This is a genomic window from Xanthomonas albilineans (assembly GCF_002939705.1).
Taxonomy (GTDB): domain Bacteria; phylum Pseudomonadota; class Gammaproteobacteria; order Xanthomonadales; family Xanthomonadaceae; genus Xanthomonas_A; species Xanthomonas_A albilineans.
The window spans coordinates 188,547-212,626 of record NZ_MDCB01000003.1; the positions used below are offsets into that span (position 1 = coordinate 188,547).

General features: G+C 66.1%; 20 protein-coding genes, 1 other RNA gene, 1 pseudogene and 1 riboswitch. Of the genes and pseudogenes, 3 read left to right on the forward strand and 19 right to left on the reverse strand.

Annotated features, from left to right (window positions below):
* Positions 1–7: 7 nt before the first annotated feature.
* The 3 genes from XalbCFBP2523_RS03900 to rsmI form a co-directional block, all read right to left on the reverse strand.
* Positions 8–463, reverse strand: a complete 456-nt coding sequence (locus tag XalbCFBP2523_RS03900) for a division/cell wall cluster transcriptional repressor MraZ (RefSeq protein WP_104629902.1) — start codon at positions 461–463, stop codon at positions 8–10.
* A 614-nt stretch (positions 464–1,077) separates the two neighbouring features.
* An RNA gene (gene rnpB, locus XalbCFBP2523_RS03905) (RNase P RNA component class A) lies at positions 1,078–1,521 on the reverse strand.
* A 75-nt stretch (positions 1,522–1,596) separates the two neighbouring features.
* Positions 1,597–2,421, reverse strand: coding sequence for a 16S rRNA (cytidine(1402)-2'-O)-methyltransferase (gene rsmI, locus XalbCFBP2523_RS03910; protein ID WP_045766347.1), 825 nt, complete (start codon positions 2,419–2,421; stop codon positions 1,597–1,599).
* Positions 2,422–2,676: 255 nt separating this feature from the next.
* On the opposite strand from rsmI, the pseudogene XalbCFBP2523_RS03915 reads away from it, so the two are divergent.
* From XalbCFBP2523_RS03915 to XalbCFBP2523_RS03925, 3 genes and pseudogenes are all read left to right on the forward strand, one after another.
* A pseudogene (locus tag XalbCFBP2523_RS03915) lies at positions 2,677–3,723 on the forward strand (penicillin-binding protein activator); the annotation flags it as partial.
* Positions 3,713–4,081: a YraN family protein gene (locus tag XalbCFBP2523_RS03920; protein WP_012917296.1), complete on the forward strand. Its 369-nt coding sequence runs from the start codon at positions 3,713–3,715 to the stop codon at positions 4,079–4,081. The pseudogene XalbCFBP2523_RS03915 and the gene XalbCFBP2523_RS03920, both read left to right, overlap by 11 nt.
* 228 nt (positions 4,082–4,309) lie before the next feature.
* Positions 4,310–5,695: an FAD-binding oxidoreductase gene (locus tag XalbCFBP2523_RS03925; RefSeq protein ID WP_045766349.1), complete on the forward strand. Its 1,386-nt coding sequence runs from the start codon at positions 4,310–4,312 to the stop codon at positions 5,693–5,695.
* A gap of 102 nt (positions 5,696–5,797) precedes the next feature.
* Here XalbCFBP2523_RS03925 and XalbCFBP2523_RS03930 read toward each other — a convergent pair whose 3' ends face one another.
* The 16 genes from XalbCFBP2523_RS03930 to glyA all read right to left on the reverse strand — a co-directional run bounded on the left by XalbCFBP2523_RS03930 (position 5,798) and on the right by glyA (position 23,967).
* On the reverse strand, positions 5,798–6,523 hold the full coding sequence (locus XalbCFBP2523_RS03930; RefSeq protein ID WP_045758453.1) for a response regulator: 726 nt from the start codon (positions 6,521–6,523) through the stop codon (positions 5,798–5,800).
* Positions 6,513–9,191: a sensor histidine kinase gene (locus XalbCFBP2523_RS03935; protein ID WP_045762020.1), complete on the reverse strand. Its 2,679-nt coding sequence runs from the start codon at positions 9,189–9,191 to the stop codon at positions 6,513–6,515. The genes XalbCFBP2523_RS03930 and XalbCFBP2523_RS03935 overlap by 11 nt, the downstream gene beginning before the upstream one ends.
* Before the next feature lie 60 nt (positions 9,192–9,251).
* Entirely contained in the window at positions 9,252–9,896 is a 645-nt protein-coding gene (gene kdpC, locus XalbCFBP2523_RS03940; protein ID WP_045766350.1) for a potassium-transporting ATPase subunit KdpC, read from the reverse strand.
* Between the two features lie 40 nt (positions 9,897–9,936).
* Positions 9,937–12,006 (reverse strand): potassium-transporting ATPase subunit KdpB, encoded by a 2,070-nt coding sequence (gene kdpB, locus XalbCFBP2523_RS03945; RefSeq protein ID WP_045757410.1) that lies wholly within the window; start codon positions 12,004–12,006, stop codon positions 9,937–9,939.
* A gap of 10 nt (positions 12,007–12,016) precedes the next feature.
* Entirely contained in the window at positions 12,017–13,759 is a 1,743-nt protein-coding gene (kdpA, locus tag XalbCFBP2523_RS03950) for a potassium-transporting ATPase subunit KdpA (protein WP_045766351.1), read from the reverse strand.
* Positions 13,760–13,775: 16 nt separating this feature from the next.
* Positions 13,776–13,868 carry a potassium-transporting ATPase subunit F gene (locus XalbCFBP2523_RS03955; RefSeq protein WP_012917303.1) on the reverse strand — a complete coding sequence of 31 codons (93 nt, stop codon included), beginning with the start codon at positions 13,866–13,868 and terminating at the stop codon, positions 13,776–13,778.
* Between the two features lie 366 nt (positions 13,869–14,234).
* Entirely contained in the window at positions 14,235–15,749 is a 1,515-nt protein-coding gene (locus tag XalbCFBP2523_RS03960) for an outer membrane beta-barrel protein (protein WP_045766352.1), read from the reverse strand.
* Between the two features lie 411 nt (positions 15,750–16,160).
* The gene (thiL, locus tag XalbCFBP2523_RS03965; RefSeq protein WP_045766353.1) at positions 16,161–17,135 is read right to left on the reverse strand and encodes a thiamine-phosphate kinase; all 975 of its coding nucleotides are present in this window, start codon (positions 17,133–17,135) and stop codon (positions 16,161–16,163) included.
* Positions 17,136–17,229: 94 nt separating this feature from the next.
* Positions 17,230–17,697, reverse strand: coding sequence for a transcription antitermination factor NusB (nusB, locus tag XalbCFBP2523_RS03970; RefSeq protein ID WP_012917306.1), 468 nt, complete (start codon positions 17,695–17,697; stop codon positions 17,230–17,232).
* Positions 17,694–18,161, reverse strand: coding sequence for a 6,7-dimethyl-8-ribityllumazine synthase (gene ribH, locus XalbCFBP2523_RS03975; protein WP_012917307.1), 468 nt, complete (start codon positions 18,159–18,161; stop codon positions 17,694–17,696). The genes nusB and ribH overlap by 4 nt, the downstream gene beginning before the upstream one ends.
* A 101-nt stretch (positions 18,162–18,262) precedes the next feature.
* Positions 18,263–19,396 (reverse strand): 3,4-dihydroxy-2-butanone-4-phosphate synthase, encoded by a 1,134-nt coding sequence (gene ribB, locus XalbCFBP2523_RS03980; protein WP_045757411.1) that lies wholly within the window; start codon positions 19,394–19,396, stop codon positions 18,263–18,265.
* A gap of 102 nt (positions 19,397–19,498) precedes the next feature.
* Positions 19,499–20,098, reverse strand: coding sequence for a riboflavin synthase (locus tag XalbCFBP2523_RS03985; protein ID WP_045766354.1), 600 nt, complete (start codon positions 20,096–20,098; stop codon positions 19,499–19,501).
* Between the two features lie 77 nt (positions 20,099–20,175).
* Positions 20,176–20,335: riboswitch (FMN riboswitch) on the reverse strand.
* A gap of 114 nt (positions 20,336–20,449) precedes the next feature.
* Positions 20,450–21,559 carry a bifunctional diaminohydroxyphosphoribosylaminopyrimidine deaminase/5-amino-6-(5-phosphoribosylamino)uracil reductase RibD gene (gene ribD / locus XalbCFBP2523_RS03990; RefSeq protein WP_045766355.1) on the reverse strand — a complete coding sequence of 370 codons (1,110 nt, stop codon included), beginning with the start codon at positions 21,557–21,559 and terminating at the stop codon, positions 20,450–20,452.
* Positions 21,556–22,032 carry a GNAT family N-acetyltransferase gene (locus XalbCFBP2523_RS03995; RefSeq protein ID WP_012917311.1) on the reverse strand — a complete coding sequence of 159 codons (477 nt, stop codon included), beginning with the start codon at positions 22,030–22,032 and terminating at the stop codon, positions 21,556–21,558. Before XalbCFBP2523_RS03995 ends, ribD begins: the two co-directional genes overlap by 4 nt.
* A 6-nt stretch (positions 22,033–22,038) precedes the next feature.
* Positions 22,039–22,569 carry a transcriptional regulator NrdR gene (gene nrdR / locus XalbCFBP2523_RS04000; protein WP_012917312.1) on the reverse strand — a complete coding sequence of 177 codons (531 nt, stop codon included), beginning with the start codon at positions 22,567–22,569 and terminating at the stop codon, positions 22,039–22,041.
* 144 nt (positions 22,570–22,713) lie between these two features.
* The gene (gene glyA, locus XalbCFBP2523_RS04005) at positions 22,714–23,967 is read right to left on the reverse strand and encodes a serine hydroxymethyltransferase (RefSeq protein ID WP_045766356.1); all 1,254 of its coding nucleotides are present in this window, start codon (positions 23,965–23,967) and stop codon (positions 22,714–22,716) included.
* Positions 23,968–24,080 lie beyond the last annotated feature (113 nt).

Genomic DNA, 24,080 nt, shown 5'->3' on the forward strand with positions numbered 1-24,080 from the left:
CCCCGACTCACAACTTCAGATCGAGCAATCCATCGCCCAGATCCTCGTCAGACAGGGTCTGCTGGATCAATGCGCGATGAGCCTGCTCGCTCCACAATTCGAACTTATCGCCCATGCCCAACAGCACGGCGCGCTTTTCAATGCCCACCGCGGCGCGATGGCTCGGCGGAACGGTGATGCGAGCATTGGCGTCCAGCTCCAGCGTCGCGGACGACCCCACCAGCTTTTGCTGCAGGACCCGCACCACGCGCTGGGTATTGGGCTTGGCCATGACCTCGTCACGGACCCGCTCCCACTCCTTCTCCGCATACAGCCACAGACATCCGGCCTCGAACGGGTTGTAGGTCAGCACCAGCCGATTACCGCTCATGCGCGCGACGAGGTCGCGGTATGCGGTGGGAACCGCCATACGCCCCTTCTCGTCAACAGTGATCGCGGTCTCGCCCTGAAACACAGCGCCTATACCTTCTTCGTTTCGATTCCGCCTGGAGCGGTCATTGAACCACGAAAAACCACAAAAAACCCGGTTTCCCCTCAAGCCCCCACCTTAGCAGCGCGCGACCGGTTGTCAACAACTTCCCGAACAACAAATCACCTGCGGGATCAATACCTTGCGCGACTCTTTAGAGAATTGTTCAAAGCTTATCCACAAGTTACTGTTTCGCATGAAATTTTAATATTGAACGAAAATTCAGCCCCGTGTACGTGGCGTTAAAGCCTCGTGTACGCCGCGTTAAGATCATCCCGGCAAACTGCCATCGCGGATCGCCCACTCGTGCGGCACTGCGCAAAGGCAGCACAATCGACCGCATATGCCTGATCGTTCGCGCACCCAGATTGACGCGTGCGCCTCCACGATGAACGCGACCAGGGCTAAGGCACCCGAGCTAGTGCCCTGGTCGCGGTGAACGCCAACGGCTGGAACCACGCGCGTCGGTTCGGGCCGGACAGGAGATTTCCTGGGCAGACGCGACAGAAGAACCACGTCCCAGCGGCATGGACCCGCGATGCGGGAAAGCCGCCACGCCCCACGACCGCGATGCGGTCGAAACGGCGGCGCATTTAGAAAAGAAGAAGTGGCGGAGCCGGCCGATAAGCCGGGTTCTGTCGTGGACAGTCATTCTTCTAGGCGCACCGTCACCGGTACGCTCGAGCAACCTACCCGGACCCGACGCGGGCCGCGCCATGAGGTCCCTATTTGGTCTTGCTCCAGGTGGGGTTTGCCGTGCCGGTCCGTTACCGGACTCGCGGTGCGCTCTTACCGCACCATTTCACCCTTACCGGCCCCTCGCCACCCCGCTACCGTCGCCGAACGCGCTTGGCCGATGCCGCGCATCGCCAATGCACTCCAGCAGCGGCAGAGGGGTGGCGAGGGACGTAGGCGGTATCTTTCTGTTGCACTTTCCGTCGGCTCGCGCCGCCCAGGCGTTACCTGGCACCTTGCCCTGTGGAGCCCGGACTTTCCTCGGCACCCCGCCGCACCGAAATGCGCCGGAGTGACGCGACTGCCTGGCCGACTCCGCCGCAGGCATTGTCGCATGTAGTTAGGAAATATTTTCCTCATTGCCAACACGCAAGCGCTGGACCATGCCCGCCTCAACCACCATACAACGCCTTGCGCGCCGCGCCGGTGAGTTCGGCGGCCAGCTTGGCGGCGGTGGACGGCGGCAGGTGTTCGCTGAGCTTGGCGTAGACGCGGCGGCCTTCGGCCAGTTGCGCGTCTGCATCGTCGCCAGCGCCCTGCACGATCAACACGAACTCGCCCTTGCGCTGGTTGTCGTCGGCCTCCACCCGTGCGTGCAGGTCGGCCAGGCTGCCGTCGAGCACGGTCTCGAAGAGCTTGGTCAGCTCGCGCGCCATCACCGCCGGACGGGTGTCGCCAAACGCGGCGCGACAGTCGGCCAGGGACTCGGCGATGCGGTGCGACGCCTCGTAGAACACCAGGGTGCGCGCCTCGCCGGCCAGCCGCGCCAGGCGCTCGCGGCGGGCGGCGGCCTTGGCCGGCAAAAAGCCCTCGAAAGCGAAGCGATCGCTGGGCAATCCCGCCACGCTGAGCGCCGCAATCGCCGCGCAGGCGCCGGGAACCGGGCTGACCCGCACCCCAGCCACGCGCGCGGCACGCACCAGCCGGTAACCGGGGTCGCTGACCAGGGGGGTGCCGGCGTCGCTGACCAGCGCCAGCGACTCGCCGCCGCGCAGGCGCGCGACAATCCGCTGCGCCAGCGCCTCCTCATTGTGCTCATGCAGCGCGACCAACGGCCGCTCGATGCCGAAATGCGCCAGTAACTGCCCGCTGCGGCGAGTGTCCTCGGCACAGATCGCCGCCACCGACCGCAGCACCTCCTGCGCGCGCGGCGTCAGGTCGGCAAGGTTGCCGATCGGCGTGGCGACGACATGCAGGGTTCCAGGCTGGGGGCTCATCTACGGTATCCCATCGGTCAAGAGTAGAATCGTAGCGGTTTTCCCCGGCACGCCCGGCGTGCCCAGCCGAATGGACCAGAAATGAACAAGCGATTCGCAAGGATTTCCGCCCTGTCGTTGCTGGCGCTGCTGTTCGCCGGCTGCGCGACCACCAGCGTGACGCCGAGCGCCTCGCCGAGCCAATCGACAGCGCAAAGGAACCCGGCGCAGCAGACTCAAACGCAGGCCGCCAGCGCGATCGGCAATGATCGCAACCGCGACGCGCAATGGGGCGTGGACACCAGCAAGCGGCCGCCGGCCGAACGCGATGGCTACCGCCCACCGGCCAAATTGGCGGTGTTGCTGCCGCTGAGCGGCAACCTGGCCATCGCCGCCGCACCGGTGCGCGACGGCCTGCTCGCCGGCTACTACGGCGAGAGCCGGCGGCGGCCGCCGATCGACTTCATCGACACCACCGGCACCCCGGCCGGCGCACTGGCCGCCTACCAGAAGGCGATCAACAGCGGCGCCGATTTCGTGGTCGGTCCGCTCGGCCGCGACGAAGTGAGCGCGCTCTTCGGACACGGCGCACTGCCCGTGCCGGTGCTGGCGCTGAATCGCGGCACCAGCGCCCCGCCCAGCGGCAGCGCCGGCTTCTCGCTGGCGCCGGAAGACGACGGCATCGCCGCCGCCGAATACCTGTTGGCCCACGAGCGTCGGAATGCGCTGGTGATCGGCAGCAACGACGACAACGGTCGCCGCGCGGCGGCCGCGTTCCGCGAACGCTTCGGCGAACGCGGTGGCAAGATCGCCGGCAGCGTCAGCGTGGCCGAAACGCCCGGCGACATCGGCCCGCAGCTACGCAATGCGGCGGCCGCCGATGCCGTGTTTCTGGCGGTGAAGGGCAATACCGCACGCGCGCTGGCACCACAACTGGCGCTGGCCGGGTTCGCCGGCAAGACCCGGGTGGCGACCTCGCAATTGGTGCTGGGTACCGGCAAACCCGAAGACGATCTGGTGCTGGACGGCATCGTCTATCCGAGCGAACTATGGAACGTGCGCGGCGTCGGCGGCCTGCCGGCGGCGACCAATGTCGCCGACATGCTGCCGACCGCGCGCGGCCCGGCCGAGCGCCTGTTCGCGTTCGGCTACGACGCTTGGCAAATCACCGCCTATCTGGAAAAACTGGCAACTGGCAAGGAAAGCAGCTTGCGCGGCGCCACGGGCATACTGCATCTGGACGGCTTCGGCAACATCCTGCGCCAACCGGCATGGTCCACCTTCAGCGGCGGACAGGCCACCCCGCTCCCTGATGGAACCTGATCGCCGCCAGCGCGGCAAGGCGGTAGAAGCGGCGGCACGGGCCGAACTGCAACGTGCCGGGTTGCGTCTGGTCGCGGCGAACGTGGCCTTCCGCGGCGGCGAGTTGGACTTGGTGATGCAGCAGGAACAAGGCCTGGTGTTCGTCGAAGTGCGTTACCGGCGCAACGCCGCGTTCGGCGGCGGCGCGGCCTCTGTCGACCTACGCAAACGCCGCCGCCTACTGTTGGCCGCGCAGTTATTCCTCGCCGCACATCCACAGTACGCGGCATGGCCGTGCCGCTTCGACGTGGTCGAGGCCGAGGGCGAGCCACCACGGCTGACTTGGCTACGCGATGCCTTCCGCGCCGACGACGTCTGACATGCCCGGTTTCTTACCCCACACTGCGGTTGCGCTGACGCTAAAGACCGCCGCCTTTGCGCCATGGCGGCCCAGCGCGGTCTTGTCGCTGGCAGCCGGCGTCTTCGGCACATGCGGCCTTGCCGCGTCGCTATCCGCACGACGCAGGGCGTGGCAGCCACTGACGCTGACGGTACTCGCCTGGAAACTGCTGCCGCCACCCCGTTCTCCCTCTGCGCCGTCACTGCCATGAGCACGTCACTGCCTGCCACCTTGACCGATACCCTCGCCGCTCTGCTCGGTGACGAAGGCTGGCGCACCGACGCTACCAGCCGCCGCAGCTACGGCGAAGACGATTCGCGGCGCTGGGCGCTGGCCGACGCGGTGGCGCTGCCGCAGACGCGTGCACAGGTCCAGGCGATCGTGCGCGCCTGTCGCGCACATCGCGTGCCGCTGGTGGCACGCGGTGCCGGCACCGGCACGACTGGTGCTGCGGTGCCGTTCGCCGGCGGCGTGGTGCTGTCGTTCGCGCGCATGAACCGCATCCTACAGTTGCGTCCGCAGGACCGCTGCGCGGTGGTCGAACCCGGCGTGCTCAACAACGACCTGCAGCAAGCGCTCGCGCCCCACGGCCTGTTCTGGGCACCGGACCCCTCAAGCGCTGAGATGTGCAGCGTCGGCGGCAATCTCTCGACCAACGCCGGCGGGCCGCGCGCGGTGAAGTACGGCGCCACCCGCGACAACGTGCTCGGCCTGGTCGCCGTCACCGGCAGCGGCGAATTGATCCGCTGCGGCGGCGCGTACACCAAGGATGCCACAGGCTACGACCTGACCCACTTGCTGGTTGGCAGCGAAGGCACGCTGGCGCTGATCGTGGAAGCGACCCTGAAACTCTCGCCACGGCCATTGGCACAGGCCGGTCTGCGCGCCCTGTACCGCGACGCCGCCAGCGCGGCGGCAGCCGTGTCGCGGCTGATGGCACAGCCGAGTACACCCACGATGCTGGAATTCATGGACCGCAGCGCCATCGCCCTGTTACGCCAGAGTGGCAGCGACGTGCCCGAGGCCGGCGCGATGTTGTTGATCGAGGCCGACGGCGACCACGACACCCTGCCCTACGCACTGCAGGCGTTGGCCGCCGCGGCCGAGGGCGACGGTCTGATGACATTGGACGTGGCCGCCGACGGCAGCGCGCGCGACCGGCTGTGGGCGGCGCGGCGCGCACTGTCCCCGGCGCTGCGCACGATCCGTGCGGGCAAGATCAACGAAGACGTGGTGGTGCCGGTATCGCGTATTCCCGATCTTGTCGCAGGTGTGGAAGCGTTGGCGGCGGAGTTCGCGTTGCCGATCGTCGCCTTCGGCCACGCCGGCAACGGCAACCTGCACGTCAACATCATGTACGCACCCGACGACGCCAACGAGAGTGCCCGCGCGCAGGCCGCGCTGCCACGCCTGTTCGCGCTGGTGCTGACGCTGGAAGGCACGCTCTCGGGCGAACACGGCATCGGCGTCGCCAAGCGCGACTACATGGCCCAGGCCTTCGATACCGCGACCCTGGACGCGATGCGCGCGATCAAGTCTGCTCTGGACCCCGACGGCATTCTCAACCCTGGGAAGGTATTGCCGGATCGCTGATGCGGCACAACGCTTGAGCGGTATGCAACGCAACGATAAAAATCAGTGCGCGCCACAGCTTACTTCCACACGACCTCGCCACTAAGAGTTGCGAACAAAACGCTACGAGCTGCAAGACATCCCGATGAAACGCAATCCCACGCCGGGCTCGGTGGCGATGTAGCGTGGTGCCACCGCACTGTCGCCGAGTTTCTGCCGCAACTTGCCGACTAGGATGCGCAAGTAATGCGTGTCGTCCTGGTGCGTTGGCCCCCACAATTCGCGTAATAACTGCGGCTGCGTCACCACCCGGCCGCTGTGGCGCAACAGCAGCGCCAATAGCGCGTACTCCTTGCGGCTGAGCGGCAGCGGCTCGCCCTCCAGGCGAACCTCGCGCAGCCCAAGATGGATGTGCAGATGGCCGTCGTCGAATACCGGCTCGGCCTCGCCCGTCGTCGGCTGCATACGTAACAACACGCGGATACGCGCCATCAATTCCTGCACGCCAAACGGCTTGGTCACGTAGTCGTTGGCGCCAGCATCCAGCGCCTGCACTTTTTCCGCCTCACCGGCACGCACCGTCAGCATGATCACCGGCACCGACGACCATTGCCGCAATTCGCGCAGCACACTGTGCCCGTCCTGGTCGGGCAGGCCGACATCCAGCACCACCAATTCGGCGCCATGCGCGGCCAATTGCGCCAAGCCTTCGCCACCGGTGGCCGCCTGCTGCACGCGGTAGCCCTGCGCGCGCAGGCTGATGTCAAGGAAGCGACGAATCTGCGGCTCGTCGTCAATCACCAGAATACGCGGCGGCGGAATCGGATCGGCGTGGGACTCAGTCGGCATCGGGGCGGCGTGGTGGGGCAGCAGGTTCGATCAACGGAAGGGTAATGCGGATCGTGGTGCCGCGACCATCGGGACCAGGCAAGGCTTCGACGCTGCCTCCATGCGCACCGATCATTCCCTGGCAGATGGTCAGGCCCAGGCCGGTGCCGTGACGGCCACGGTCGCCGCGTTCGACACTGTAGAACATGTCGAAAATACGCGCGCGTTCGTCCTCGGGGATGCCCGGGCCACGGTCGGCGATGTCGATCCGCAGGCGTCCTTCGACCATCATCGCGGCGACCCGGATCGCCGTATCCGGCGGCGAGAACTTGGCTGCGTTCTCCAGCACGTTGAAGACCGCCTGCTCGACCAGCGCCGGATGCACCCATAGCGTGGGCAGGTCCGCCGCCAGGACGATGTCCAGCAGGACCTCTGGCTGGTAGCGCTGCAGGCGCCGCGCCGCAGAGCCGATCAGTTCGTCCACGCCGATCCAATCGCGGTTCAAGGTCAGCCCATTGTGGCCGAGCCGGGTCATGTCCAGCAGGTTCTGGATGTAGCGGTCCAGGCGCTCGCCTTCCATCTGGATGGTGTCCAGCAGGCTGCGGCGGTCTTCGGCGCTCATGGCCTGACCATAGCTGGACAGGCTGCTGGCGGCGCCGATCATGGCGGCCAGCGGCGAGCGCAGGTCATGCGACACCGACGACAGTAGCGCCGAGCGCAGATGCTCGGTCTCTCCGCTGACGCGCGCGCTTTCCAAGTCGGCGACCAAGCGCGTGCGCAACGCGGCCTGACCGATGTCCTCGACCATCGCCTCGGCAAGACGCTGTTGTTCCAGGCCAGGACGCTGCACACCGGCAGCAAAGCGCAGGCCAACCACGCCGATCGCGCCACGCTCATGGCGCACCGGCAGGAACCACCAGCTGGCGCCGGCCAGGGTGTCGGTGAAGCGACCGGTGGCCTGACCGTGGCGCTGCGCCCAGTCGGCGGCACTGCGATCCACCGCCGCCATCGACGGCGCGTAGTCGTCGGCACCGGCGTGCGCGGCCTCCAGCGGCTGCAATCGCACCCAGGCCTCCGCATCGAGCGTGGTGGACAGCGCGTGACGCCCCGCATCCAGCACCTGTCCAAGATCGGCGGCGCTGGTCAGTTCGCGGCCCAGCCGCTGCAACGCGGTGGTCTGCGCATTGGCCGCGCGCAAGGCCAGCACCTGGCTGCGCAGACGCGAGGCCAGGCGCCCGGCGACGAGCGCGGCGACCAGGAACAGCAGCACCGTGACCACGCCCTGACGGGTACCAATTTGGAAGGTGAAGCGCGGCTCGATGAAGAAAAAGTTGTAGCCGAAGAAACTCAACAGCGCCGCCAGTACCGCCGCCGCCATGCGCGTCTTCGCCGCGACCATCACCACCGCGACGATGAACACCATCGACAGATCGTCGATACCGACCCAACGCTCGGCAATCCATGCCACCACCACCGCCAGTGCGGAAGCCACCATGGCGAACGCGAGATCGTCGCGCGACAACCAGTGGCCGGGGCTGCGCCAGCGCCGCCGCGAGCGCGCACGCGCCTCCGGCGAGCTGATGATCACCAGTTCGTAGTGCGCGCCGCGCTGCAACAGCTGCTGGGTCAGCGTCCGGTTGATCATCCGCGCCAGCGGTCGCTCGCGCGTGCGGCCGAGCAACAAGGTGGACACGCCGTTACGCGCGGCGTGGTCGAGCAAGGCGTCGGCCACGCTGCTGCCGCGCAACAGCGCGGCATCGCCACCGAGCCGACGCGCCAATGCGAAGGCACGGTCGATCTCCAGTTGCCATGCTTCTTCAGGCTGCGCCTGAGTTTGCACGGTGACCACGGTCCACGGGGAGCCGCGGCGCTCGGCCACACGCCGCGCCACCCGCACCAGGTAATCGGACTGACCACGCCCATCGATCGCCACCATCACCCGCCGCCGCAGCGCGAGCCCAGGCCGCCCCTGTGCGGCCTGCACGTCGCGCAGATCGTTGTCGACGCGATCGGCTGCCGTCTGCATCGCCAGTTCGCGCAAGGCCGCCAAATTCGAGGGCGAGAAGAACGCCTGCAAGGCCTGACCCGCTTGCTCGGGCAGATACACCTTGCCTTGCTGCAAGCGCTCGATCAGCTCGCGCGGCGGCAGATCGACCAGGACGATATCGCGCAGACGGTCGAACATCGCATCGGGCACGGTTTCGCTGACGCGCACGCCGGTGATGCGATGAACGACATCGTTGAGACTTTCCAGGTGTTGAATGTTGACCGTGCTGTAGACGTCGATGCCGGCATCGAGCAATTCCTCCACGTCCTGCCAGCGGCGCTCGTGGCGACTGCCCGGCGCATTGCGATGCGCCAGTTCGTCGACCAGCACCAACGGCGGACGCAGCGCCAATAGCGCATCCAGATCCATCTCATCCAGCGTCCGGCCACGATACTCCACCCGCCGCCGCGGCTGCACGGTGAGCCCCTCCAGCAGGGCCGCGGTCTCGACACGGCCATGGGTCTCGACCACGCCGATCACCAGTGCGCTCCCCTGCTGCTGCAACTGCCGGGCGCGCGACAACATCGCATAGGTTTTGCCCACCCCGGGCGCTGCGCCGAGGAACACCGTCAGGCGTCCACCGCGTTCGCGCTTGAGTTCGCCGATCAGGGCATCGGCCTGCTGGGTACGGAGGTCGGACATGAAAAGTCTGGGAATGGAACGTGGCAACAGCGTAACAGCGTCCGCGCCGTTCCCTGTTCCTTATCGCGGGCGTGATTGTGCTTGTTGCGCGCCATGTCCCGAGGAACCCGCCGCGCTTGCAGCAGCTTCATCGAGCGCCAGATTCAACTCCAGCACGTTCACCCTTGGCGCGCCGAGCACGCCGAACTGGCGCGGCTGCACGTGCGCGGCAACCAGAGCGGCAACGCGCTGCGGCGCTAGCGCGCGTGCCGCCGCCACCCGTGCCACCTGCACCTGTGCCGCAACCACGCTGATCTCCGGGTCCAGGCCACTGCCGGACTGCGTCAGCAGGTCGTCCGGCACTGCCTCCGGGGCGATGCCCTCGCGCACAGCGATCGCGTGGCGCGCTTCGTCCAGACGCTTGATCAGGTCGGGGTTACTGCGTGCCTGGTTGCTACCGGCGGCGGACATCGGATCGTACTTGGCGCCCGAGGGACGTGGCTGGAAATAGCCGGGCGCGGCGAAGGGCTGTGCCACCAGCACCGAGCCAACCACGTGCCCGTCGCGTTCGCGCAGGCTGCCGTTGGCCTGCGCGGGAAACAGGGCGCCCGCCAGGATAGTGGCGATCAGCGAATACAACGCAGCCGCGCCCAGCACCAACAACGGCAAGACCAGCACCGCGCGCAAGCGCATCGGTTCGCGCGGAGAAACGGAAGAAACGTTCATTGCAGCAGTTCCGGAAAAGTCGGGAAAATCGGCGCGAGGCTCAGCCCAGCGCCACCAGCAACAGATCGATCGCCTTGATCCCGACGAACGGCAGCAGCACGCCACCGACACCGTAGATCAGCATGTTCCGGCGCAGCAGCGAAGTGGCCGAGGACGGAGTGAAGCGCACACCGCGCAACGCCAGCGGGATCAACGCGGGAATCACCAGCGCGTTGAAAATCAACGCGGCCAGCACCGCATGCGCCGGGCTGGACAGACGCATCACGTTCAGCGCCGCCATTTGCGGGATCGACGCGGCGAACAACGCCGGCAGGATCGCGAAGTACTTGGACACATCGTTGGCCAACGAAAACGTGGTCAACGCGCCGCGGGTAATCAACTGCTGCTTGCCCACTTCCACCACCGCCAACAGTTTGGCCGGATCCGAATCCAGATCGACCATGTTTCCGGCTTCCTTGGCCGCCTGCGTGCCTGAATTCATCGCTAGGCCGACATCAGCCTGGGCCAGCGCCGGCGCATCGTTGGTACCGTCGCCGACCATCGCCACCAACCGCCCGCCGGCCTGCTCCTGACGGATACGCGCCAGCTTGTCCTCGGGTGTGGCTTCGGCAATGTAGTCGTCCACGCCGGCCTCGGCGGCGATCGCCGCGGCGGTGAGCGGGTTGTCGCCGGTAATCATCACCGTCTTGATGCCCATCGCGCGCAGCCGCGCGAATTTTTCCCGCACCCCGTGCTTGACCACGTCCGACAGTTCGACCACGCCGAGCACATGCCGGCCTTCGGCCACCACCAACGGCGTGGCGCCGCTACGCGCAACCTGCTCGACACGGCCCTTCAACTCCACCGGCACCTGCCCGCCGAGCGCGGTGACGTGGCGGATCAACGCATCGGCGGCACCCTTGCGAATCGAGCGTGGCGCGTGCTCGCCCTGCGCCGGCAGATCCACCCCGGACATGCGCGTCTGCGCGGTGAAGGCGACGAAATTGGCATCCTGCGGATCGGCCAGCGGCAGACCTTGCTCGCGCGCCAGACGCACGATCGACTTGCCTTCCGGGGTCGGGTCGGCCAGCGAGGACAGCATCGCCGCCTCGCGCAACTGGGCCATGTCGACACCGCTGAGAGCATGGAACGCGGTGGCCTGGCGGTCGCCATGAGTGATGGTGCCGGTCTTGTCCAGCAACAGCACATCCACGTCGCCGGCCACTTCCACTGCCTTGCCCGATTTGGCCAGTACGTTAGCCGACAATGCGCGGTTCATGCCGGCAATGCCGATTGCCGGCAACAGCCCGCCGATGGTCGTCGGAATCAAACACACCAACAGCGCGATCAACAGCAGCGGATCGACCCGTACACCGACGAACGCGGCAATCGCCGGCAGTGTCGCCACCACGATCAAGAAGGTCAGGGTCATCGCCGCCAACAGCATGGTCAGCGCGATCTCATTCGGCGTTTTCTGCCGATTGGCGCCTTCCACCAGGGCAATCATGCGATCCAGGAAGCTGTGTCCAGGCTCAGCGGTGACCTTCACCACGATCTCGTCGGACAGCACCTTGGTGCCGCCGATGACGCCCGAACGATCGGTGCCAGCTTCGCGCAGCACCGGCGCCGACTCGCCGGTGACCGCTGCTTCGTTGATCGTCGCCAGGCCGTGCACGATCTCGCCATCGGCGGGAATCAGCTCGCCGGCGGATACCACCACCAAGTCGCCGGGGCGCAACTCGGCGGCGGGAATGCTGGTCTCGCCATCCAGCCGCGCACTGGCGACGCGGCGCGCCACCAAGTCCTTGCGCGCACGCCGCAGCGAGGCGGCCTGACCGCGACCGCGCGCCTCGGCCACGGCTTCGGCGAAGTTACCGAACAACACGGTGACCAACAGAATCGCGGTCACCGTCCAACCGAATCCGGCTGGTCCCTGCCCGGCCAGCGTGATCAATGCCGACAGCAAGGTACCGACGAAGACCACCGCCATCACCGGGCTGCCCAGGAGATGGCGAGGCGATAATTTCAACACGCTGTCGCGCAGCGCCGCACGCAGCGCGGCGGCGTCGAACAGACCGGGACTGCGCGTGGAGGAAGTCGCCACGGAAGAAGAAACCTGTGAGGTGCTCATCGTCATCGTCTCAGTGCGCGGCCAGGGTCAGGTGATCGGCGATCGGCCCCAACACCAGCGCCGGCGTGAATTGCAGAACAGTCAGGACCACGATGACCGCGATCAAGGTCAGCGCGAAGGTCGGCGTTTCCACCTGCAGGCTGCCGCCCGTTTCAGGCGCCACGCGCTTGCGCGCCATCTGCGCAGCCACGATCAGTGGCACGATCAGGGCGGGATAGCGACCCAGGAGCAGCACGACGGTGCAGGTCAGGTTCCACCACGGGATGCCGTCGCCCAGCCCTTCGAAACCGGAACCGTTGTTGGCGAACGCCGAGGTGTATTCGTAGAAGACCTGACTGATACCGTGGAAGCCAGGATTGGAATTGGCGATGATCGCCGCCGGCATGGCCAGGGTCAGGGCGGTGAAGCCGAGCAACACCAGCGGTTGCAGCAGGATCAACAGCGCCAACAGACGAACCTCGGCCGCCTCGATCTTGCGCCCGAACAGCTCCGGTGTCCGTCCGGTCATCAACCCGGCCAGGAATACGCTCAACAACAGGTAAACCAGGAACTGTTGCAAACCGCAGCCGATGCCGCCCCAGATCGCGTTGATCAGCATGTTGATCATCGCCACACCGCCGGTCAGCGGCGCCAGCGAATCGTGCATCGCGTTGACCGAGCCGTTGGAGGTCTGCGTGGTCAGCGATGACCACGCAGACGCGGCATCCACGCCGAAGCGCACTTCCTTGCCCTCCATCAACGCGGCGCTGGCGTTACTGGGCGAATGACCTTCGGCCCACATGGATGCTCCAGTGGACGCCAGCGACATCGCCAGCATGCTGCCGAACACCAGTGCGGTGAATTTACGCCGTCCGGTGAACGGGCCGACCATGAACGCCACCGCCACCGGAATCAACACGATCCCCAGGGCTTCCAGCAGGTTGGAGAACGGGGTGGGATTTTCCAGCGCCATCGCGCTATTGGGGCCATACCAGCCACCGCCATTGGTGCCGAGCTGCTTGATCGCCACCATCGCGGCAACCGGCCCGAGCGGGATCTTCTGTGTCTGCAATCCGGCGCTCGCATCGAGCGGCGTGACCGCCGGACCGGCAGCCAACGTGGAGGGCACGCCCTGCTGGGTCAACAACAGCGTCCATAGCAGGCAAAGCGGCAGCAAGAAACGCAGGGTCGGACGGATCACATCGGCCCAGTAGTTGCCGACATCCGCCTCGGCGTGCGGCGGTTCGGCCATCGAAGACGCTGGCGCACTCGAACCGACACTCGCTGCGGCCGCGTGCGCACGCCCACCGAACAGCCCGCGCAGCGTTGCCGCAACCAACGCCAGCCCCATCATCGGGGTGACGAACTGCAGGCCGACCACGCCCACCGCCTGCGATAGGTACGACAACTGCGCCTGCCCGGAGTAATGCTGCTGATCGGTATTGGTCAGAAACGAGACCATGGTGTGCAGGGCCACGTCCCAGCGCATATTCGGCACCGCGTCGGGATTGAACGGCAACCACGCCTGGGTGACGAACAGCACAAACACCAGCACGCCCAGCACCAGATTGCTGAGCAAAAACGCCGCCGTGTAGCCGCGCCAGTGCATGCCGCGCGCTGGATCGGTGCCCAGCAAGCGATACAGCGGGCGTTCGATCCAGCCGAACAGCGCATCGCCGCACATCGGTACGCCGCGCATCACCTTGGCCAGATACAGGCCCAACGGCCATCCCAGCAACAGCGCGAGCGCATAGACAAACAGGGTATCGATCATGAGGGTGGCACTCGGCTCAGAAATCTTCGGGACGCAGGATCACGTACAACAGGTAGCCAGCGGTGACGATCACCGCTACGCCGCAAACAAATGCAAGCCAACCGCTCATGGTGTCAACTCCAGACAGGTGCGCAGCCCACAATCAAAGCGGGCCGCAAATCGCAAGCAAACGCCACCGAGCGCCGAACGCGCTGGGCGGGGACCGAAAAAACAAGCAGGAAACATAGGAGGCGGCATCGGACGGACCTAGCGGCCCAGATCGATATTATCGAAGTGCGCGCCATAAACTCTCAGTAGCGAACTGGCGCAGACCGCATAAATTCTGCATAAAGCCGGTGCATGCACACGTGTATCGCGGCCCAGGACGCGGATCGACCACGCGCCGCCTGTAGTAGGTACCAGACGGCGCCCTGCCGTCGCACGGCACTCACCGCACGACGGCATTCAACGGCGGCGCGCTGCCACCATGAACTACTTAGAAATGCAGGATCGCGTCGAGCAAAGCGGTCGTCTGATGGCTCTTGTGCCCGGCATCGTAAGCCGGGAAATCGTAAGCTTTCTCATAGCGCAGCTCGGGGCGGATCTCCAGATCCTGCGACACCCAGTGGGTGAGACCGATCGTATGCTCCGAATAGCGCGTGGCAAAGCCGGTCCGCTGCCCAACGTGGTCGTTGAAGAATTCGTTGCGAATGGACAGCATGTTTTTCGAATCGAGCTGGATGTTGACGTAGTTGACGATGGCGTCGGTCGAATTGCGCCCCAGCGGGAAATTCGGCGCCTGGCCCAGGGGGTAACCGGGCCTGCCGGTTGGCGCCTGCGACTGCCACGGATCGGTAGCCAGCGCCTGATTACGCACATAGATGTGGTACGCCTCGGTGAGCGTATGCACACGCGGCGAGAAACGGTGCCCCCAGGTCAAAACGAATTCCTGCAGATTGTTGTAGGTCTGCGAGGCGTTGTTGTAAGACTCCACGCACGGATACAACATGTCGTTGTTGCTCTTGGAGACCCAGCGCAAACAGACCTGCGCACTCAAGCGGCTGTTGGAATCCCACAGCGCGGTGTCATCGCCGCCATGCACGCCCAGCTGCAAAATCCATTGATCATTGAGCTTGGTGGTGGTGAGGATACCCATATCGGTATACGCATCGACCGTGTACAACAGGGAGTGGGTCAATAGGTAGTTATTGGGCGAGAACTGCGCCTCGATGTCCGGCAACGACAGATACCGACCGAGCAGGACCACCATGCCTTGCGCCACCCAAGGCACGTACAGGTCGACATAGGCGATCATCGGGTCGTTGCCGTAGATCTTGCCGTTCAACGCGCTCTTGGGCCGCGGATGATTCAGCAGTTGATCGCTGGTCACGCCCTTCATCGTGGTGAAGTGGTAGTCGTAGCCGTACAGATCGTCCAGGTGAAAACCCCAATCGATGTGATCGGTCTGCACCGTGTCCGGCAGGCGCTGCAAACGGAACAGGAATTGATTGAATTCACCGCGATTGGGCCGCGCGTCATAGGACAACGGATAGTTCGAGAACCTGGATGTGCTGGCGTTGAGCGAAGGGTTGATCCAGCCGTACAGCTCGATCCGATGATCCTGCATCCAGTGTCCGACGTGCGTGCACGCCAGCGCCTTTTCCAGCGGATATTGCGCATTCTCGCTGGGCACGCCGACTGGATAGTCCACTCCGCCAAGTTGCCATTCCGCCGACGGAAATGGCGGCGAAGAGAATGGCGACTCCATGCCGCGCCGTGCCGGAGCCGGCGCATTCGGGTCGGCAGGCTGGGCGTCTTCGCGATACGCGGCCACAAAGCGCGAGAAGAAACCGTTGGAGCAGTCTGCGCTCACCGGCTGAGCTGCAGCGGCGCTTTCCTGCAGCATCGCCGGCATGGCCACCGACAGGGGAACCGTGACGTCGGCCGCAACCGCCTTGCCGGCGCAGAGCAGGGCCAGGGACACGAATAAGGGATGAATCTTCATGGACATTGCAACATCGGCTCGCAACGAGCCGTCCTCTTGGGGTGATAGATAAGACACAGGGACACACACCACACCTGCGGCATTCCGACATCCTGCGCTGCGCTCATCACTGACCGCAGCGGGATGCTGGCACCGCAGATCGACAACAACCGATGGCGTCGGGCGGCGCATAGGCCCGCACGCGACCCGATACCAGAGCGCGCCGGGCGCAGCGGCAGATCCAGAGCGGCGCCGCCGTCAGCGACAAACGCACACCTCCCGCCATCGATCCAACGCCCCTGCAGCAGCGCGGAAAGTATAGAAATCGCCGAATATCTTCGTTGCAAAACGCAAACGGATTTGAATAAATTCTGCGTAAATTCCGTCTCTGCACCATCACGCGCCATGGCACGGCCCACCGAGGCCACGCGAGGGGTTTTATCCGACGAAATGCACGTAGCCGTTTCGCGACGGCACCCAAGGCCGACCGTCCGCATCGCGCACGACGATGCCCCTGCCGGCCACGATGCGCCCAATCCGCGTCGCCGCCACCGCACAGCCCTGCAGCGCCTGAATAATCGCTTCGCGCTGCGCTGGAGGAGCCGTGAAACACAACTCGTAGTCGTCGCCGCCGCCCAATTGCCAAGCATGTACCTGCGCTGTGCTCGCCTCAGACGGAGCGGCGACAACCGGCAACGCCGCCAGGGATAACTCGGCAGCGACACCGCTGCGCACGCAGATATGTTCCAGATCGGCCAGCAGGCCATCGGAAATGTCCACGCAGGCCCGCGCCAGACCGCGCAGGCAGTGCCCGGCCTGCACGCGCGGGGTGGGCCGCAGCAAGCGCTGGCGCAGGTGCTCGTGGACCGGATCGGTGGCTGGTTGTGCCACATCCAGCCGTCCGGCCTGCCACAGCGCCAACCCGGCAGCGGCCTCCCCCGGCTGTCCGGTGATCCAGACGTCGTCGCCGGGCTGCGCGGCATCGCGACGCAACGCGGCGGCCGCTGGCACGCTGCCGAGCGCGGTGACCGACAGCGACAGCGGTCCACGCGTCGTGTCGCCTCCCGCCAGCACGATGCCATGCGCCTCGGCCAGCGCGAAAAAGCCGTCGGCGAAGCTGTCCACCCAGGCCGGATCCGCCTGCGGCAACGACAGCGACAGCGTGCACCAGCGCGGCTGTGCGCCCATCGCGGCGAGGTCGGAGAGATTCACCGCCAGGGTTTTCCAACCCAAGTCAGCCGCTGCGGTCTCGGCAGGGAAATGCACGCCGACGTTCAACGTGTCAGTGGTGACTGCCAACAGTTCGCCCGGCGGCACGCGCAGCAGCGCGGCATCGTCGCCGATGCCCAAAACCACGTCCGCGCGCGTACCGCTGCGCGCGCGCAGCCGCTGGATCAGATCGAACTCGACCATCGCAATGGGTCACGCATCGCGCGGCGCGCCATCGGCCCGCAATGACCGCACTGGTAGATTCCCGGTCCCTGGTCGCAGGCCCCGGCGCCCATGCTCAGCCGCCCGACTCGACCGCGCGCCATTCCAGCGCGGCACGGTCCAACACCCCGTTGACGTAGGTGTGGCCATGTTCGGAGCCGAAACGCTTGGCTGTCTCGATCGCTTCGTTGATCACCACGCGGTACGGCACGTCCATCCGATACAGCAGTTCGTAGGCGGCCAAGCGCAGCACAGCGCGCTCGATCGCATCCACTTCCTCCACGGTGCGATCCAGATAGCCGACCAGCGCCGCGTCCAGTTCGGCGCGATGCTTGAGCACGCCCTCGACAAGGTTTTCGAAGTACACCAGGTCGGCGATTTCGTGCGCCTGTTCATGGGCGAACTGGGCGATCACGTGCTGCGCATTGCCGCCGGAAATCTGCCAGGCATAGATCGCCTGCAACGCGCGTCGCCGCGCGCGCGAACGCAACACCGGATCGACGCCATCGCGGCGCGGGTGCCTGTGCCCGGCGGACTTGCTCACGGCAGTTGCTCCAGCAAATTGACCATCTCCAGCGCACCCAGCGCCGCTTCCTCGCCCTTGTTGCCGTGACTGCCGCCGGCACGTGCTTCGGCGTCTTCGACCCGCTCCACGGCCAGCACGCCGTTGAGCACCGGAATTCGGAAATCCAGCGATACCCGCAGCAGTCCCTGTGCGCAACCGTCGGCGACGTGTTCGTAGTGACGGGTATCGCCGCGGATCACGCAGCCCAGTGCGATGATCGCCGCATGGCGGCCGGTCGCTGCCAGATGCGCAGCGGCCAGCGGCAGCTCCCACGCGCCAGGCACGCGAATCACGTCCACCGCATCCTCGGCGATGCCGTTGCCGGCCAGACTCGTGCGTGCGCCAGCGACCAGTACGTCGGTGATGCGGGCGTTCCAGCGGCTGGCGACGATCGCGAAGCGGGCCGATGCGGGAGCGCGAAGATCGCCTTCGTAGTGGGTCATGGTGGTATCAGGTTCAGTGGGCTACAAAGTTTAGCAGGCGAGCAGCCGGGGCTCGGGACATGCAAGCGCACGGCGCGCCAATCAGGCGTCCTGCCTGGACATCACGCGTTTCCTGAACCCAGGTCGCCAATCCCCAGGCCCGGTTCGACCTCCACATGCTCCACCACCTCCAAGCCGAAGCCGGCCAGGCCGATCTGCCGGCGCGGCGTGCCCAGTACGCGCAGCTTGCCCAGCCCCAGGTCGGCCAGGATCTGACTGCCGGCGCCATTGCGGCGCCACTGGCCCACGTCCTTGCCGTGGGCGGCCTCCGGTTGCGCGCGCAGCCGCGCCAGCAATGCCTGACTGTCGCGCGGCGCCGACAGCACCACCATCACCCCCCGGTCGGCGGTGGCGATGGCGCGTAACGCATCGCTGGCGGCCACACCAAAATCCTCGCGACGCCAGTGCAATAAGTCTGCCAGCGGGTTCTCCACCTGTACCCGCACCAGGGTCGGCGTGTCCGCGTCCAACGGGCCACGGACCAGGGCGAAGTGCAGATCGTGCGCGATGCGATCACGGTAGGTCACCAGGGTGAAATCGCCGAACTCGGTGACGATGGGACGCTCGTCGATGCGCTCGACGGTGTGCTCGGTCGCCAGGCGGTAGGCGATGAGATCGGCGATGCAGCCCATCTTGAGCCCGTGCGTGCGTGCGAACTCCTCCAGCTGCGGACGCCGCGCCATGCTGCCGTCGGGGTTCAGTACTTCCACCAGAACGCCGGCCGGTTCCAGCCCCGCCAGCATCGGCAGATCGCTGGCGGCCTCGGTGTGGCCGGCACGGGTCAGCACACCGCCGGGGTGGGCGATCAACGGGAAGATGTGGCCCGGCTGACTCAGGTCGTGCGGCTTGGCATCGGGCTTGACCGCGGTACGTACGGTATGCGCGCGGTCGTAAGCGGAAATGCCGGTGGTCACGCCTTCGGCCGCCTCGATGCTGACGGTGAAGTTGGTATGGAACTGCGCGGTGTTGTGCTGGACCATCGGCGCCAAGCCGAGCTGCGCGCAGCGCTCGCGGGTAAGCGATAGGCACACCAGGCCGCGCGCGTGGGTGACCATGAAGTTGATGTCAGAGGGCTTGACCAGCTCGGCAGCCATGATGAGGTCGCCCTCGTTCTCGCGGTCCTCGTCGTCGACGATGACGACCATGCGTCCAGCGCGCAGTTCTTCCAGCAACACGGGGATAGGGGCGAAGTTCAGGCTCGGGAGGGTGGAAGGCGACATGCGGCGACTCGCGGAAGACGGTGGGCACCGCAGGCATCGCAGACAACGACGCGCCACGGCGAAAAAGAACGGCCAGAATCAGGCCTCACGCCCCTGCAGCAGGCGTTCGACATAACGCGCGACCAGATCGATCTCCAGGTTCACTGGTGTGCCCACCGTGGTCTGCGCGAACGCGGTGTGCGCCACGGTGTGCGGAATCAGCGCGACCTCGAAGCCGTCGACATCGACCGCATTGACGGTGAGGCTGACCCCGTCCACGCAAATCGACCCCTTCTTGGCGATATAGCGCAGCAGCGCCGACGGCGCGGCGAAACGCCAGCGCTGCGCGCGCGCATCGTGGTGAATCGCCAACACCCGGCCGAGACCATCGACATGGCCGCTGACCAGATGCCCGCCAAGACGGTCGGTGGGGCGCATCGCCCGTTCCAGATTCAGCGCCGCGCCTTCGGCCAGCGTACCGAGCGTGGTCAGGCCCAGGGTTTCGGTGGAAGCGTCGGCTTGGAACGCGTCCGCATCGAAGGCAATCACGGTCAGGCACACGCCATTGACCGCGATGCTCTCGCCGAGCTGCACATCAGCGAACGGCAGGCTGCCGGTCGCGAAGGTGAAGCGAACGTCACCGCCCTGCGGCTGACGCGCGGCGAGATGGCCGACGCCTTCGATGATCCCAGTGAACATATCCGTTTCTCGCGATGCAGTGAGCGAAAAACGCCACAAGGCAAACAGGCGCGCGCCCAGCCGCGAGGCCGTGCGTCAGCTGTCTTCTTTCATCCGGACTATACCGTCGGCTCCGGCATCGCACCGGATCTGCTGACCTTGCCATCGCCGCGCAGGCGGCTGTGGGAAGCGCTCGCGGGCTCGTGCGCGAACGCACCTACCGCCGGTGGGGAATCGCACCCCGCCCTGAAGACGTTTGTGGTCGCCGGCGAACCGGCAGACGTATTCTAACAGGCGGCGCTGCGGCACCGATCGGACGCAGCGTCGCAGTTCGCGCGGCAACCTTCCGCGTGGGTACACCCACCTACGCCGCTACGCAGACGCGGCGTCTGCGGCAACCGGGCGCAACAGCAGGCGCAGATCGTCGCCGAGCTGACGCACATCCAGCAGCTGCAATGGACACCGCTGCGCCAGCGTGTCGATCTGCAGCCCGGCCAGCAGCGGGCGCGCGGCGTCGCCGAGCAACACCGGCGCCAGATACACCAGCACTTCGTCTACCAGGCCAGCGCGCAGCAAAGCGCCGCCGAGGGTCGCGCCGGCCTCGACCTGGACCTCGTTGATGCCGCGGGCGGCCAGCAGGCGCAGTACCGCTTCCAGATCCAGACGTCCCTCATGCAGCGCGACCGCAGTGAACTCGGCATTGGGCAGTGCCGGCGGCACCAACGCGGGCGCATGCAGGTAGAGGGTCGGTGCGGCGCCGTCGCGCACCTTGCTCCGCGCCAATGTGCGTAACTGCGCATCGAGCACCACGCGCAACGGCGGCAGTACCTCGGTCGCCTCGCCCAGGCGCACGGTCAGCACAGGATCATCGGCCAACACGGTACCGGCACCGCTGAGGATCGCCCCGGCGCGCGCGCGCCAGCGCTGCACGTCCTGGCGCGCGGCGGCCCCGGTGATCCACTTGGATTCACCGCTAGCCAGGGCAGTGCGCCCGTCCAGGCTGGCCCCCAACTTGACCCGCAGCCATGGCCGCCCGCGCTCCACCCGCGACAGAAAACCGCGATTGAGCGCGCGCGCCTGCTCCTCCATCAACCCCGACTGCACCGCGACTCCAGCCTCGCGCAATAACGCGAAACCACCGCCGTTGACCTGTGGGAACGGATCGGCCATCGCCACCACCACCCGCGCCACGCCTGCTTCGATCAATGCCAGCGCACATGGTGGGGTGCGGCCGTAGTGCGCACACGGCTCCAAGGTGACGTAAGCGGTGGCACCACGGGCATACTCGCCGGCCGCGCGCAACGCGAACACCTCCGCGTGCGGACCACCGGCGCGCTGATGGAAGCCCTCGCCGACTTGTTCGTCATCGCGCACGATCACGCAACCGACCATCGGGTTTGGACGCGTGGTGTAGGCGCCACGCTCGGCCAAGCGCAGCGCCTGCGCCATCCAGCGATGATCGGCGGCGGAGAAGCCACTCATGCGGCGCACGCACCGGCGTCGATGCGCATCACCACCACCTGCAACAGACCCAGTGGCAGATCCGCATGCCGTTGCCAGCCCAGCCGTCGGTAGAACTCCACCAGTGGCAGTTCGCAATACAAGTACAGCCACTGCACCGAAAACCGTGCCGCAGCCTGCATGCCATGCGTAAGCAAGGCTGCACCGACACCGCTGCCACGCGCCTGCGGGCGCACGTACAGACTCGCCAGCCACGGCGAAAACGGGCGGACACACGCCACCTCGTTCTGCAGCAGGCTGACCGAACCCAGCCATGTCTGACCGTCGAGGGCGATCCAACTGGTCGGGATCCGGGTATCGCAGCGGTGGCTGCGCAGATCGGCCTCGGTTTCGGCCAGGCTCCAGTCGCCCAGCAGCGTGCCGAATGCCTGCATGTGCTCCTGCGCCAGGGCCGGAATATGCTGGGCCGCCTCGGCCAGACAAACGATGCGCATGCGCCTTTAACGCTTGCCGGACTTGTCGCCCGGCTTGCCAGTACGTACAAAGTCCAATAGTGGCAACTGTTCGCTGCCTACCGGCAGTTCGCGTTCGAGCTTCTCGATCTCCTCGCGAAAATCAGCCACGTCCTGGAAGCTGCGGTAGACCGAAGCGAAACGCACATAGCCAACATGATCGAGCTTGCGCAGTTCCGCCATCACATACTCACCGACTCGGATCGAAGGCAGTTCGCGTTCGCCAGACATGCGCACCTGATGCACCACCGCGCGCACCGCCGCTTCGATCTGTTCCTCGCCCACCGGGCGCTTCTGCAGCGCGCGATCGAAACTGATGCGCAACTTGCGCGCGTCGAACGCTTCGCGACTGCCATCGCTCTTGACCACGGTCGGCAATTTGAGTTCGACTGTCTCCAGGGTGCTGAAACGCTCGCCGCACGCCTCGCATTCGCGGCGCCGGCGGATCGTGGCGCCATCCTCGGACACGCGCGAATCGATCACCCGGGTATCGCTGTGCTGGCAGAACGGGCAGTGCATCAGCGCAGCCGGGACTCGGGATCCGCGAGCGCAGCCCCGAAAAAAGGCGAATGGCACGCACTACTCAGCCGCAAGGTCAGGCGTGCGAATGCAGGGACCGGCGCTTTCGCGGGACCCGGGTTCCGGGCCCCGGGTCCCGGCTTCTTAACCATACACCGGGTATTTCCTGCACTGCGCGGTCACCGCCTGACGCACGCGGGCCAGCACGGCCTCATCGGTCGGGGCATCGAGGACGTCGGCGATCCAGTTGGCCAGATCGATGCTGTCCTGTTCCAGATAACCGCGGGTGGTGATTGCCGGGGTGCCCAGGCGCAGGCCCGAGGTCACGAACGGCGAGCGCGGATCGTTGGGCACCGCGTTCTTGTTCACGGTGATGTGGGCCTTGCCCAACGCGGCCTCCGCATCTTTGCCGGACACGTCCTTGCCGATCATGTCCACCAGCATCAGGTGGTTTTCGGTGCCGCCGGAGACGATCTTGTAGCCGCGCGCGATCAGCGTCCTCGCCATCGCCTGGGCGTTCTTCACCACCTGCTGCTGATAGGTCTTGAACTCCGGCTCCAGGGCTTCCTTGAATGCCACCGCCTTGGCCGCGATCACATGCATCAGCGGACCACCCTGAATGCCGGGGAACACGATCGACTGCAGCTTCTTGGCCAGTTCCTCGCTCGCGCCCTGGGCCACGATGATGCCGCCGCGCGGACCGCGCAAGGTCTTGTGCGTGGTGGAGGTGACCACGTGCGCATGCGGCAGCGGGTTCGGGTAGACACCGGCGGCGACCAACCCGGCCACATGCGCCATGTCCACCAAGAAATAGGCACCGACCTTGTCGGCAATGGCGCGGAAACGCGCCCAATCGACGGCCTGCGAGTAGGCGGAAAAACCCCCGATCACCATCTTCGGCTTGTGTTCCAGGGCCAGCCGCTCGACTTCGTCGTAGTCGATCAGCCCCTGGTCGTTGACGCCGTACTGCACCGCGTTGAACAGCTTGCCGGAAGCATTGACCTTGGCGCCATGGGTCAGGTGGCCGCCGTGCGCCAGCGACATGCCCAGGATGGTATCGCCGGGCTGCAACAGTGCCAGGAACACCGCTTGATTGGCCTGCGAGCCACTGTGCGGCTGCACGTTGGCGTAATCGGCGCCGAAGAGTTGCTTGACCCGCTCGATCGCCAACTGCTCGGCGACATCGACGAACTCGCAGCCACCGTAATAGCGCTTACCCGGATAGCCTTCGGCGTACTTGTTGGTCAGTTGGCTGCCCTGTGCCTCCATCACCAGCGGGCTGCAGTAGTTCTCGCTGGCGATCAGTTCGACATGGTCTTCCTGGCGACCGGCTTCGGCGGCAATTGCCCGAGCCAGTTCGGGATCGTAGGTTTCGATACGGGTGGCGCGCAGGAACATCGGGTCTCCGGGAGGATCAGCAAAAGGCAGAGCGCTAGTTTAAGCCGCGCACGGCCCCAAGCGCGAACCCGAGATGGCGGCGGCCTTCGCGACCGCCACCATACTCCCGGGAC

What these genes read in the sequence shown, in the direction of transcription:
- rsmI (WP_045766347.1), bottom strand. Translation starts at nt 2,421, where the DNA reads ATGAGCCCCCAGCCTGGAACCCTGCATGTCGTCGCCACGCCGATCGGC.
- XalbCFBP2523_RS03920 (WP_012917296.1), top strand. Translation starts at nt 3,713, where the DNA reads ATGGAACCTGATCGCCGCCAGCGCGGCAAGGCGGTAGAAGCGGCGGCA.
- XalbCFBP2523_RS03925 (WP_045766349.1), top strand. Translation starts at nt 4,310, where the DNA reads ATGAGCACGTCACTGCCTGCCACCTTGACCGATACCCTCGCCGCTCTG.
- XalbCFBP2523_RS03930 (WP_045758453.1), bottom strand. Translation starts at nt 6,523, where the DNA reads ATGCCGACTGAGTCCCACGCCGATCCGATTCCGCCGCCGCGTATTCTG.
- XalbCFBP2523_RS03935 (WP_045762020.1), bottom strand. Translation starts at nt 9,191, where the DNA reads ATGTCCGACCTCCGTACCCAGCAGGCCGATGCCCTGATCGGCGAACTC.
- kdpC (WP_045766350.1), bottom strand. Translation starts at nt 9,896, where the DNA reads ATGAACGTTTCTTCCGTTTCTCCGCGCGAACCGATGCGCTTGCGCGCG.
- kdpB (WP_045757410.1), bottom strand. Translation starts at nt 12,006, where the DNA reads ATGAGCACCTCACAGGTTTCTTCTTCCGTGGCGACTTCCTCCACGCGC.
- kdpA (WP_045766351.1), bottom strand. Translation starts at nt 13,759, where the DNA reads ATGATCGATACCCTGTTTGTCTATGCGCTCGCGCTGTTGCTGGGATGG.
- XalbCFBP2523_RS03955 (WP_012917303.1), bottom strand. Translation starts at nt 13,868, where the DNA reads ATGAGCGGTTGGCTTGCATTTGTTTGCGGCGTAGCGGTGATCGTCACC.
- XalbCFBP2523_RS03960 (WP_045766352.1), bottom strand. Translation starts at nt 15,749, where the DNA reads ATGTCCATGAAGATTCATCCCTTATTCGTGTCCCTGGCCCTGCTCTGC.
- thiL (WP_045766353.1), bottom strand. Translation starts at nt 17,135, where the DNA reads ATGGTCGAGTTCGATCTGATCCAGCGGCTGCGCGCGCGCAGCGGTACG.
- ribH (WP_012917307.1), bottom strand. Translation starts at nt 18,161, where the DNA reads ATGACCCACTACGAAGGCGATCTTCGCGCTCCCGCATCGGCCCGCTTC.
- XalbCFBP2523_RS03985 (WP_045766354.1), bottom strand. Translation starts at nt 20,098, where the DNA reads ATGTTCACTGGGATCATCGAAGGCGTCGGCCATCTCGCCGCGCGTCAG.
- ribD (WP_045766355.1), bottom strand. Translation starts at nt 21,559, where the DNA reads ATGAGTGGCTTCTCCGCCGCCGATCATCGCTGGATGGCGCAGGCGCTG.
- XalbCFBP2523_RS03995 (WP_012917311.1), bottom strand. Translation starts at nt 22,032, where the DNA reads ATGCGCATCGTTTGTCTGGCCGAGGCGGCCCAGCATATTCCGGCCCTG.
- nrdR (WP_012917312.1), bottom strand. Translation starts at nt 22,569, where the DNA reads ATGCACTGCCCGTTCTGCCAGCACAGCGATACCCGGGTGATCGATTCG.
- glyA (WP_045766356.1), bottom strand. Translation starts at nt 23,967, where the DNA reads ATGTTCCTGCGCGCCACCCGTATCGAAACCTACGATCCCGAACTGGCT.